Raw genomic sequence first — 11,270 nt, forward strand, 5'->3', positions numbered from 1 at the left:
AGTTGTGGTTTAAAATGCACTGCTACTCGCGCAGATAACTAGAGCGTTTACGCCAAGTGAGGGCATCGCGGCCAAAGAATTCTATATTCCTGTCGTTCGTTTCATGCAGCCCACGGAGTGAAAGAACTGTAGGCCAAATCCAAGATGGCATGCACACATCATGAGCCGCTACGCTAGCGCTGCACTATTTTAAAACTTAGGGAAATCTAAACATAGTAAAGTTTAATATTTAATTTGCCAAGTGGTTGTGTGATCACTATTATTATATAATTTTACATATAAAGGAGGTGAAAGTAAGAAAACACGGAATATGGTTCACATGAGTGATGCACTGCAACAGAGAATCGACCGACAAGCAGGTGTAGAATGCAAATATAAAAGTTGTAGGAGGTAAAGTATGTTTAAGTTTAGTAAGAAAATGTTAACGGTAGTTCTTGCAGCTTCCATGAGTTTTGGAGTGTTTGCAACAACCTCAAGTGCAGCGACAGACTACTGGCAAAATTGGACCGATGGCGGCGGGACGGTCAATGCTGTTAATGGATCAGGCGGTAATTACAGCGTAACATGGAAGGATACCGGGAATTTTGTTGTCGGCAAAGGCTGGACTACTGGATCGCCCAACAGAACGATTAACTACAATGCCGGTGTCTGGGCGCCTTCCGGTAATGGATATTTGGCTCTCTACGGGTGGACGAGAAACGCACTCATCGAATATTACGTCGTTGATAGCTGGGGTACTTATCGACCTACCGGAACGTATAAAGGTACAGTGACCAGTGATGGGGGCACATATGACATCTACACAACAATGCGATACGACGCACCTTCCATTGAAGGCCAAAAAACGACGTTTATTCAGTACTGGAGTGTTCGACAGACGAAGAGACCGACCGGGGGCAACTCCACGATCACTTTCAGCAATCACGTGAAGGCATGGGCGAGCAAAGGAATGCATCTGGGGAACAACTGGTCTTACCAGGTGTTAGCAACAGAAGGATATCAGAGTAGTGGGAGCTCTAACGTAACGGTGTGGTAACCACTCAACTGCAAACTGTTCAACGAACGGGAGCGATTGGCATTTCTTCACGGGGAAAGCAGGATGAGGGCTTAAAACCGTATTACAACATAAACAAGGAAATAAAGCCGGAGACAAATACTTATCTGGAAACTGTATACGAAAACCCAACGAGTTAGAAATTTGTGATATTTCTGGCAATGTAAGGGAATGGTATTGGGATTGTTACGGAGACTAAAGGGATGCGGAGTTAATGAAACAGCGACAGTTGAGGACGAGTTCTCGTCTACGGCTGTCGCTGTTTTATGTATGGGTTAACATAATACTCAAGGTTGTCGAAATGGTGAGGAGAGGGTATAGTTTATATGTATGTATTTTGTTCGGGAAGAGGTTCATATGGCAACAATTCACGATGTGGCGTTAAAAGCGGGCGTGTCGGTCACTACAGTATCCCGTGTAATGAATAACCGGGGCTATATCAGCGAAACTACACGCAAAAAAGTGTTCGATGCAATGGAAGAGCTTAATTATCAACCGAATGAAATAGCACGATCCCTGCTACGCAAGCAGTCCAATATTATCGGTCTTATTATTCCCAATGTCTCGCATCCTTTCTTTAGTGAGCTTGCTAATCAGGTGGAGTACTACGCCTATCAGCAGGGGTGCAAGGTTCTACTCTGCAATTCACATATGGATCCCGTGAAGGAAAAAGTGTATATCGATATGTTGAAACGAAACCGGGTAGACGGCATCATTATGGGGAGTCATACCCTAGAGGTAGAAGAGTACCGACATTTGAATTCACCGATTGTGACATTTGACAGGCAGATTGACCCGTATATTCCGTACATATCTTCGGACAATTATCGCGGAGGCGAGCTGGCCACGGAGCTGCTCATTCGCAAAGGGTGCCGGAAAATTGCACATATATGTGGAAATCTGGAGCTGAACATGCTGTCCAATGAGCGGACTAAAGCATTCAAAGATGTTGTGGACAGGCATAGTATCGAGCATGTGATCGTTCAAACGGACTTGAATGTGTTCGACCAAAAGGAGTACGAGCGCATGATCTCCAAACTCGTTCATGAACATCCGGATGTGGATGGGGTGTTTGCTACAAGCGATATTATTGCCGCTTTTGCATTGAAAGAATATATCCGCGCCGGACGGCATGTGCCGGAGAATGTGCGTATTGTAGGCTTTGATGACGTAAGCGCTGCTTCCTGGCTGACGCCTGAACTTACATCGGTAAGACAGCCGATTGCAGAGATCGGCAGGCTGGCGGTCGAGCTGATTCGTAAGCAGGCAGAGGGCGAGCAGGTACAGCCTGTCAATCTGCTGCCTGTTGAATTGATTGAGCGTGCAACGACTTGAATGAAATCTGTTCCTTTAACAAGGGGAACAGATTTTTTTTAAAAGAATGTTAAAGGTTTAACATGTCAAACGATTGACAGAGCTTGAATCTTTGACATATAATCCGTTTGTAAGCGTTTTATTTAAGAGTACAGCAGCCATTATAGAAATAGGGGGATGACAACAGTGAGGAATTTCAAAAGAGTTCAATGGATGGTAATGCTGCTTCTTTTGGTTATGGTGGTGTCTGCATGTGGCGGCTCCGGAGGAGGAAGTAATTTGGCTTCTGGAGGGGGATCAGCGGATGCGGGAAATGTGAAAATTACACTTTTGAACTCTAAAGGTGAAATCCTTTCACAACTGGAGGATGCCTCCAAGGCGTTCCAGAAAGATAATCCCGGCATCACTGTTGAAATCCAGCCGGTTCCGACCGGTGGCTCGCCTTTTGAGCGTGCCTCTGCATTGTATGCATCCGGAAACCCGCCAACCATGACCATGCTAGATACAGGTGATGTGGAGAAATTCAAGGACCGTATCCTCGACTTAAGCGGAGAGAAGTGGAATAAGGACATTGTTGAAAACGCTACCACAGCTACGACGGTTGACGGTAAAAATTACGCGTTTCCGCTGGCTGTTGAAGGCTACGGATTCATTTATAACAAAGCGGTTGTTGATAAAGCGGTAGGCGGAAGCTTCGATCCCACCACAATTAAAACTCGAAATGACCTTGAAAAACTGTTTCAACAAATCGAGGCATCCGGGAAGAAAGCATTGGTGATTTCACCAATGGACTGGTCCCTAGGCGCTCATTATTTGCCTCTAGCATATGCAGGCCAGAACAAAGACATGGCTGAAGTGGACAAATTCATAGCATCACTGAAAGCGGGCCAGGCTAACTTGGCTACCAATCCAGTATTTAACGGACTTATGGATACATTCGACGTCATGATGAAATACAATATCGATCAGGCTTCCCCACTGGCAGGAGCTTATGAGCGTGGACCGGAGCTGCTCGGCAAAGGCGAGGTTGGCATTTGGTTCATGGGCAACTGGGCATGGCCGCAAATCAGCGGTTTTGATACGGCTAACAAAGAATATGGTTTCTTGCCTGTACCCATCAGCAACAATGCCGATGACTATGGCAATCAGGAAATTTCATCTGCTGTTTCCAAACGTATTGTCATTGACAAGGAGAAGAGTACGCCGGAGCAACAAGAGGCGGCGAAGAAGTTCTTGAACTGGATCGTCTATGATGCGAAAGGTCAGGATTTCCTCGTGAACAAAGCGAACATTATCCCGGCGTTCAAAAATATTACACTGCCTGCGGCCGATCCACTTGGCAAATCCATTCAGGATTATATTGCAAAAGGCAAGTCAGAGCAGTCGATGAGCTTGCTGCCTGCCGACCACTGGTCTAAGCTAGGATCTTCCATGCAAAAATATCTGGCGAAGCAGGGCGATCGCGCAACACTGGCTAAGGAAATCGAAGACTACTGGAAAACCGTAAAATAAGGCTTATTGTCAAATTACCCGGAAATAGAGAGAGAAATCCGAAACAAAGAGAGGGATCACCATGATTGCGGAAAAAGGAGTATGGAACCGGCTACGGACACGGCTGCTGTTCACCGGGCCAACCTTGTTTGCCTTCATAACGGTAATGATCATTCCATTTTTGTACGGCATTTATTTGACGTTCACAAACTGGGATGGTATTTCCACGACACTATCGCTGGTTGGCATCCAAAACTATCTGGCCGTTTTTCGGGATATTGAGTTTTGGAAATCGTTCGCCTTGACGCTCAAATATGTATTTTATACCGTTGTTCTTATCAATGTTATCGCTTTTATGCTGGCTTATGTGCTGACTAAAGGGTTAAAAGGACAGAGCATTTTCCGGGCAGGATTTTTCCTGCCCAACCTTGTCGGCGGCATTGTACTCGGTTTTATATGGCAGTTTATCTTCAACAACGTGCTTGTCTATTTGGGACAACATGCCGACATTCAGGCGCTCAGCACGACTTGGCTGGCTGATCCTGACAAAGCGTTCTGGACACTCGTGATTGTAACCGTGTGGCAGAACGCGGGTTACATGATGGTCATTTATATTGCAGGATTGACGGGTGTACCGAATGATATTATGGAGGCTGCAAGCATTGATGGGGCGAACAGCTGGACCAGACTGCGGAAAATGGTGCTGCCCTTGATGGTTCCTTCTTTCATCGTATGTATATTTTTGTCCCTGCAGCGTGGGTTTATGGTCTATGACGTCAACCTCGCGCTCACGAAAGGCGGACCGTTCAGTAGTACTCAAATGGTGTCGATGCATGTGTATGAAAAGGCATTCCTTTCCCGTGATTATGGTGTGGGACAGGCAGAAGCATTCGTGCTGTTCCTGATGGTTGCTCTCATCACTCTGCTTCAGGTTTATTTTAGTAAGAAGTTGGAGGTGGAGGCGTAATGGCAAGCAAAAAAATCGCTTCCTCCATGATCAAATTCATTGTGCTGACAGTGATACTCATATTGTTCATCGTACCGTTCGTCTTTCTGCTGATCAATTCGTTTAAGGAAAACATGGCCATTACCTCGAATCCGTTATCGCTTCCAGAGAGCTTCAATATGGCCAACTATACGAATGCATTCGATAAAATGAATTATTTCGCTGCCTTCACCAACTCATTGGTTATAACAGTGTTAAGTGTCTTGTTCATCTCACTGTTCGCGGCGATGACGGCTCATTATTTTGTCAGAAACAACACCAAGTTCAACCAATATACATTTATGCTGATGGTAGCTTCCATGATCATCCCATTCCAGGCCATCATGATTCCATTGGTGAAAATTTACGGCTCACTTGATCTACTGAACAGCAAGTGGTCGCTGATTTACATGTATATCGGTTTTGGCAGCTCGCTGGCTGTTTTCATTTATCATGGATTCGTAAAGAGTATTCCGAAGGAACTGGAGGAAGCGGCGCTAATTGACGGCTGCACACGGATTCAGACATTCTTCAGGATCGTGTTTCCGGTATTGATGCCCACGACGGCCACTATTTCCATTCTCAATGTACTGTGGATCTGGAATGATTTTCTGCTGCCTTCCCTCATTCTGGTCGATCCTGAGCAGAGGACACTTCCGTTGTCCACGTACAACTTTTATGGAACCTATACAGTGGATTATGGTCCATTGATGGCAAGTTTGGTACTGACGATATTTCCGATCATTATCATCTATTTGTTCGCCCAAAAGTACATTATTCAGGGTGTTATGCAAGGTTCGATTAAATAACTGTAGGAGTAGGATGCCTTATCAAACATACTAGAGTATATACGAGAGAGAATGCAGATCAATTTATTTCCCAATCCAGGCATATGCTGCGGCCGGATTATCGGCTGAACTACCATTTAATGGCTGAATTTGGCTGGATGAATGACCCGAACGGTTTCATTCAATATAACGGGCAGTATCACTTGTTCTATCAACATTACCCGTATAAATCGGTGTGGGGACCGATGCACTGGGGACACGCAGTCAGCCGCGATCTTATGAAGTGGGACTATCTGCCGGTCGCTTTGGCTCCGGACGGTGAGTTCGACCGGGACGGCTGCTTCTCCGGCAGTGCGGTTGAGCAGGACGGTAAGCTTGTCCTGATGTATACCGGACATGTTGTAACCGGGCCTGACAAGGATCAGGATTACAAGCAGTCACAGGGAATTGCAGTATCGGAAGACGGGGTGACATTCGAAAAGTGGGAGGGCAATCCGGTCATCGGTTATGACGCCATACCGGACAGGGTCAGCCGCAAAGATTTCCGTGATCCTAAGGTGTTCAGGCACGAAGATCAATACTACGTCGTTCTTGGCTCTAATGATGCCCAAGGGAACGGGCTTGTACTGCTTTACCGATCTGAAGACCTGAGAAACTGGACGTATGTCAATGTGCTGGCTGTGAGTGACGGACGCTACGGCGATAATTGGGAGTGTCCGGATTTGTTCCCGCTTGGCGGTCGGCACGTATTCATGCTGTCTCCACAGCGCATGCCTGCTCAGGGAGAAGCATACCGTAATCTGCATTCCACCATGTACGGTATAGGTGATTTCAATGCGGAGGCTGGAACATTTACGGCAGAGCAGTATGCTCAGGTAGATCACGGATTCGATTTCTATGCCCCGCAGTCAACCTTGGATGAACAAGGGCGGCGGATTATCATCGGATGGATGGATATGTGGGAGTCGGAGATGCCAACCCAGCAGGGACACCACTGGGCTGGTGCGATGAGTCTTCCGCGGGAAGCGGTGATCGACCACGACAGATTGCTGTTCCGTCCGCTTGAAGAGGTGGAAAATTACCGATCCAATCTGTTCGAACAGCGGGATATCTTGCTGACAGGCGAGCAGATCATGGAGACGTTCGGAGATAGCTACGAACTGAAGGCGGTATTTGAGTTCGAGGCTGGTAACACTGATGAATTCGGCTTGAAGCTGCGGGTGGGCGGCGAAGAGGAGACTGTACTCTCGTATCGTCCCGATGACGGTCTGTTCCATTTTAACCGTGAGCGTGCAGGTATCGGACCGGGCGGAGAGAGAAGAGTGCATTTAGACTTACAAGAGGGACGCCTGGAGCTTCGGGTTTTCGTCGATAAGAGCTCTGTGGAAATATTCATCGGCGATGGTGAATATGTTCTCACCGGAAGAGTGTATCCCGGAATGGAATCAACAGGTATTCGTGCGTTTGCGAGCGGAAAATGTACGATTGTCTCGTTCCAGAAGTGGGATATCCTCGCATAGAATCGCACCACAAACAGGAACCTGACCGTGGATGGTCAGATTCCTGTTTTTTTGTGGCCATTTTGCTCGTGTGATTTTAGGCGCGCTTATGTTGCAGATAAGCATCAAGATAAGCATCAATTTTTGCGAGAGCTTCTTTGGTACCGCCGGATTGCTGGAAGCTGTCATTTATTTTTTGTACGCCCTCTTTATACGCTGCGTTTGACATGACCTCATGTACGCCATCTCTTAACGTTTGTGTATTGATTTGATCCTTAGTTATTCGATAGCCAGCTTGAAGTTCCGTTAACCGCTGCGCGACCATAGGCTGATCCTTGTCCTGAGGCAGCACGACCAAGGGTACATTAAAGTGAATTCCTTCATTCACGCTGTTCATTCCACCATGAGTAATAAATACATCTGAATGACGTAATACCTCCAATTGAGGTACATAGGGTGAGATGATAAAGTGCTCAGGGGCCGGGTTAATTTTGGTAAAGTCAGCTTTCTCGCCAGCTGCAATCACAACGATGCCTTCAAAATCGGAAAAAGCCTCAATGCAGATGTTAAAAAAGTCTTCAGTATTGTCCAGAACAGTTCCCATCGAAATATACAAAACCTTTTTATCCTGTAGTCTGTCCAGCGGGAATGAATTTTCTCCTTTACGCTCCGGAAAGCTGGGACCAATAAAAAGATGCTCATCCCCAAATTGTTCACCATTCGGTTGAAAATATTTACTCGTATACACAACATTCAAAGCCCCTGAATTGTTCATAAATTGAACCATCTCTTTGGGAGCAACACCGAATCTTTCCTTCATGAGATGCAGTGAAGTCGTGACTTGTTCATCAGGCTGAAACGGTACTTTAGCGTCGGAGCGAAAGAGATTGGCAGCCATCTGATGATTTGAAATGAGAAAAGATGGGGATGAAGAGATGCCTGGAATATTCAAATAATCTCTCACTAATTCACCGGCTCCAAATCGGTCATAGTACACCAAGTCAAATTGAATACGCTCGGACAGCTCCTGGATGATGGCTAAGATGTCCATCGAAGTCTGGATATGAATATTCAAAAATGCGTTCAGTCCTACCGGAGTGTTGGTATCAATGGAAGCAGTCCTGACCAGATCAGGATGCAGGTGAACCTTCGCTCCAACTGCTTCGAGTCTATTCTTGTATTTCTCAGTTGTAATGTAATGAACCTGGTCCCCTCGTGCTGCAAAGGCTTGCGTGATCCCTAGCGTGGGGTTTACATGTCCTTCTGCCGGAAAATTAACCATTAATACGTTTAACATCCATCCTTGCTCCTTTCCTTCTCTTTCATTTAAGATGCAGTTTTAACTGAATCTCTCAATCCATAATAACAATAATATTTATTTTTTCAAATGATATCCTTTCATAAAAATGCGCCAACACAATTCTAAACAATAAGGACAAGGGCTTGTTGGCATGAAATGTGTATAACAAATATTTACCTCGTGCATAGTAAAGACGAACCTATATAGCGAGGGAGGTTTTTTCTAAATGAATGTTCAAAGAGCACAAGAAATAGCGTCCTCTCCCATCATGGCAAATGTGTTGTGCGATGGGTTACCCATCTATATTCAGCATGTGAACGAACAACGTGAGACGGCACGGATCTACGCGCTGAACAACCCGGAAGAGGAACGGGAAGTGCCTTTGTACGCGTTAACAGAACGAGATCAGACCCTTGAATAGAAAGGAGCGACATGAAAAATGAAACCGAACCAACAGAAAGAGATTGAGGCAGATCGTTTGAACTTTCGTGATCAGACGGATGATGTGGTCAGAGAAGTACCGGCCACCACGGATGCCAGCGAAGCTGTTGCAGCAATGACTTCACATATCAATAAATATGATGTGCCAGATGAGTTGGAAGAAGAATAGAGAGTGGTCAAGCGCGCACAGGATAACCTGCTGCGTGCTTTTTATATGACGCCATAATGGATAGTATCGAACAAAAAGTACTCAATGCCCAAACGTACAAGTGAAACTGCCCATGTGTACGTTTTTTTCCTTTCGTTTTTTTGTAAAATGATATATAAATGATTTTTGTTCAAACGAAATAGACCAGGCCGTCATAGCGGCATATCTTAATAAGTTGAAAAGCTGAATTCAGAATTGTAGGAGGGAATTATGAACGATGCATCTAATGTTCAGGTTCAAAATCTAAATCCGGAAACAAGTGAGAGTAAAAGTGGAGGTGAAGTTGAGAACAAGGATATTTCAAAAATATTAACGATCATATGGGTTTTTATAATTTATAGTGAGTCTGTCATTCTTCAACATTTGTTCGGTGGTTTAAATCTGCTGCAAAGTTCTTTGTTCACTATAATTATCATATTGCACATCCTCTTGTACCTGCATGCTCATCGAGTGGCAAAATATTTTTCATGGGCTTATTTTGTGATACAAGGGGGCTTGATCTTTGCAAGTGCATTTCTTCTACCTGAAAGTTTCTCCATTGTACTAGTGGGTTTAATGCCCGTTTTGGTGGGTCAGAGTATAGGTATTTATTATAAGCCGCTGAAGGTCATTCTTGTATTTTTGATCTCCTACGTTCTTTTTTGTGTGGCTGTGGTCTCTCACAATGACGGCAGGCAATTTGTGCTGTTCATCCCGCTATTTTTTCTAATTGTCGTTGTTATAGTTGCTTATGCGGTTCTTTTTCTCAAACAAGTCAAGGCACGAATCCGCACACAAAATGTTCTGAAAGAGCTCGAAATTGCACATCAAAAGGTGGAAGAACTTACAATTGCCAATGAACGACAACGCATGGCCCGTGATCTGCATGATACGCTGGCTCAAGGGCTTGCTGGGCTAATCATGCAGCTGGAAGCCATTGACGCTCATCTGAGCAAAGGAAGTACGCAAAGAGCCCAAGAGATTGTCCAACAATCGATGTCACAAGTACGGAGGACATTGTCTGATTCAAGGCGAGCCATAGACAATCTGCGTTCGAAAACGATCTCGGAAGTTGATTTTGCAGAAGCAGTGGAGGAAGAAATACAGCGATTTACAATGGCTACGAGCATTCGTGTCATACGCAACATCAAAATTAAAGCTTCAGTCCCCAGACTGCTGTTCGAGCATGGACTGTTTATTATAAGCGAATGTTTAACCAATGTAGCGAAGCATTCACATGCGAATACCGTATGGATTAATATCTTAGATAACGAAGGCAAGATTAAAATTGAGATTCGTGATGATGGAAAAGGATTTGATACGAATATTATTGCCAAGCAAACAGGACATTACGGAATAATAGGGATACATGAACGTGTACGGATGCTGGGTGGAAACATAAATATCAACAGTATATTGCAAGCAGGTACAGCTATAAAAATAGAGGCGCCTCTTACTAAAGGAGACCTATCATGAAATACAAGATTTTAATCGTCGACGATCATTGGGTCGTTAGAGAAGGGTTAAAGCTGGTGTTGGAGACCAATGACAGCTATGAAGTTATTGGTGAGGCCGGAGAAGGTGCAACTGCTCTTAAACTGATCGAGGAGCTTCAACCGGATGTCATATTGCTAGATTTATATATGCCACAAATGAGTGGTTTGGAAACAATGAAAGCCCTCAGAGAAAAACAAAATGAAACGCCTGTCATTATCCTGACTACGTATAATGAAGATGATTTAATGATTAAGGGACTTTCTTTGGGGGCAAAAGGATATTTGTTAAAAGATACCAGCCGGGAAAACCTGTTTCGCACGATTGAGTCAGCGCTAAGGGGCGAAACACTGCTCCAGCCAGAAATCACAGCAAGGGTGTTCGCTGCAACGAATAAGAAAGAAGCCAAGCCAGAGCCGCACGAAAGCAGCTTAGTTCTTACGGATAAGGAAAGGCATATATTAAAGTCTGTTGCACACGGTTTTAAAAGCAAGGAAATAGCATTTGATATGGGGATTTCCGAGCGTACCGTCAAAGCGCATTTGACGAATATTTATAACAAGCTTGGTGTTGATTCCAGATCCGAAGCCGTTGCCGTTTCGTTGGAACGTGGTATTTTACAGCTTTAGAGATGTTAACTGAATATATGTTATCTCATTGCCCAGTCGTACATAAGGTGCTTGCCCCTTTGTACGATTTTTTTGTGTGTTCATTGTT

12 protein-coding genes are annotated in these 11,270 nt (G+C 44.8%); 11 read left to right on the top strand and 1 reads right to left on the bottom strand.

What is annotated here, in order from left to right; translation table 11 throughout:
- Positions 1 to 397: 397 nt before the first annotated feature.
- From ACXHJ2_RS01550 to ACXHJ2_RS01580, 7 genes are all read left to right on the top strand, one after another.
- Positions 398 to 1,036 (top strand): glycoside hydrolase family 11 protein, encoded by a 639-nt coding sequence (locus ACXHJ2_RS01550; RefSeq protein WP_013373220.1) that lies wholly within the window; start codon positions 398 to 400, stop codon positions 1,034 to 1,036.
- Between the two features lie 136 nt (positions 1,037 to 1,172).
- Positions 1,173 to 1,253, top strand: coding sequence for an SUMF1/EgtB/PvdO family nonheme iron enzyme (locus ACXHJ2_RS01555; RefSeq protein WP_165082670.1), 81 nt, complete (start codon positions 1,173 to 1,175; stop codon positions 1,251 to 1,253).
- A 131-nt stretch (positions 1,254 to 1,384) separates the two neighbouring features.
- Positions 1,385 to 2,389, top strand: coding sequence for a LacI family DNA-binding transcriptional regulator (locus ACXHJ2_RS01560; RefSeq protein ID WP_081275952.1), 1,005 nt, complete (start codon positions 1,385 to 1,387; stop codon positions 2,387 to 2,389).
- 165 nt (positions 2,390 to 2,554) lie between these two features.
- Entirely contained in the window at positions 2,555 to 3,880 is a 1,326-nt protein-coding gene (locus ACXHJ2_RS01565) for an ABC transporter substrate-binding protein (protein ID WP_165082660.1), read from the top strand.
- Between the two features lie 61 nt (positions 3,881 to 3,941).
- Entirely contained in the window at positions 3,942 to 4,826 is an 885-nt protein-coding gene (locus ACXHJ2_RS01570) for a carbohydrate ABC transporter permease (protein WP_013373216.1), read from the top strand.
- Positions 4,826 to 5,653, top strand: a complete 828-nt coding sequence (locus ACXHJ2_RS01575) for a carbohydrate ABC transporter permease (RefSeq protein WP_040102804.1) — start codon at positions 4,826 to 4,828, stop codon at positions 5,651 to 5,653. The genes ACXHJ2_RS01570 and ACXHJ2_RS01575 overlap by 1 nt, the downstream gene beginning before the upstream one ends.
- 83 nt (positions 5,654 to 5,736) lie before the next feature.
- A complete protein-coding gene (locus tag ACXHJ2_RS01580; RefSeq protein WP_165082658.1) occupies positions 5,737 to 7,152 on the top strand; it encodes a glycoside hydrolase family 32 protein in 1,416 nt (471 codons plus the stop codon).
- A gap of 76 nt (positions 7,153 to 7,228) precedes the next feature.
- Here ACXHJ2_RS01580 and ACXHJ2_RS01585 read toward each other — a convergent pair whose 3' ends face one another.
- Entirely contained in the window at positions 7,229 to 8,428 is a 1,200-nt protein-coding gene (locus ACXHJ2_RS01585) for a macrolide family glycosyltransferase (protein ID WP_165082656.1), read from the bottom strand.
- 229 nt (positions 8,429 to 8,657) lie between these two features.
- Here ACXHJ2_RS01585 and ACXHJ2_RS01590 point away from each other — a divergent pair, with 229 nt between their 5' ends.
- The 4 genes from ACXHJ2_RS01590 (at position 8,658) to ACXHJ2_RS01605 (ending at position 11,182) form a co-directional block, all read left to right on the top strand.
- Positions 8,658 to 8,852: an H-type small acid-soluble spore protein gene (locus tag ACXHJ2_RS01590; protein WP_013373211.1), complete on the top strand. Its 195-nt coding sequence runs from the start codon at positions 8,658 to 8,660 to the stop codon at positions 8,850 to 8,852.
- 18 nt (positions 8,853 to 8,870) lie between these two features.
- Positions 8,871 to 9,041 carry a hypothetical protein gene (locus tag ACXHJ2_RS01595; RefSeq protein ID WP_013373210.1) on the top strand — a complete coding sequence of 57 codons (171 nt, stop codon included), beginning with the start codon at positions 8,871 to 8,873 and terminating at the stop codon, positions 9,039 to 9,041.
- Between the two features lie 249 nt (positions 9,042 to 9,290).
- The gene (locus ACXHJ2_RS01600) at positions 9,291 to 10,535 is read left to right on the top strand and encodes a sensor histidine kinase (RefSeq protein WP_165082654.1); all 1,245 of its coding nucleotides are present in this window, start codon (positions 9,291 to 9,293) and stop codon (positions 10,533 to 10,535) included.
- Positions 10,532 to 11,182 carry a response regulator gene (locus tag ACXHJ2_RS01605; protein WP_165082652.1) on the top strand — a complete coding sequence of 217 codons (651 nt, stop codon included), beginning with the start codon at positions 10,532 to 10,534 and terminating at the stop codon, positions 11,180 to 11,182. The genes ACXHJ2_RS01600 and ACXHJ2_RS01605 overlap by 4 nt, the downstream gene beginning before the upstream one ends.
- The last annotated feature ends 88 nt before the right edge of the window (positions 11,183 to 11,270 follow it).

The organism is Paenibacillus sp. ALE3, assembly GCF_054113405.1.

Bases quoted from the DNA above. Each gene is read 5' to 3' on its own strand.
- ACXHJ2_RS01550 (WP_013373220.1), top strand. From the start codon at position 398: ATGTTTAAGTTTAGTAAGAAAATGTTAACGGTAGTTCTTGCAGCTTCC.
- ACXHJ2_RS01560 (WP_081275952.1), top strand. From the start codon at position 1,385: ATGTATTTTGTTCGGGAAGAGGTTCATATGGCAACAATTCACGATGTG.
- ACXHJ2_RS01570 (WP_013373216.1), top strand. From the start codon at position 3,942: ATGATTGCGGAAAAAGGAGTATGGAACCGGCTACGGACACGGCTGCTG.
- ACXHJ2_RS01575 (WP_040102804.1), top strand. From the start codon at position 4,826: ATGGCAAGCAAAAAAATCGCTTCCTCCATGATCAAATTCATTGTGCTG.
- ACXHJ2_RS01580 (WP_165082658.1), top strand. From the start codon at position 5,737: ATGCTGCGGCCGGATTATCGGCTGAACTACCATTTAATGGCTGAATTT.
- ACXHJ2_RS01585 (WP_165082656.1), bottom strand. From the start codon at position 8,428: ATGTTAAACGTATTAATGGTTAATTTTCCGGCAGAAGGACATGTAAAC.
- ACXHJ2_RS01590 (WP_013373211.1), top strand. From the start codon at position 8,658: ATGAATGTTCAAAGAGCACAAGAAATAGCGTCCTCTCCCATCATGGCA.
- ACXHJ2_RS01595 (WP_013373210.1), top strand. From the start codon at position 8,871: ATGAAACCGAACCAACAGAAAGAGATTGAGGCAGATCGTTTGAACTTT.
- ACXHJ2_RS01600 (WP_165082654.1), top strand. From the start codon at position 9,291: ATGAACGATGCATCTAATGTTCAGGTTCAAAATCTAAATCCGGAAACA.
- ACXHJ2_RS01605 (WP_165082652.1), top strand. From the start codon at position 10,532: ATGAAATACAAGATTTTAATCGTCGACGATCATTGGGTCGTTAGAGAA.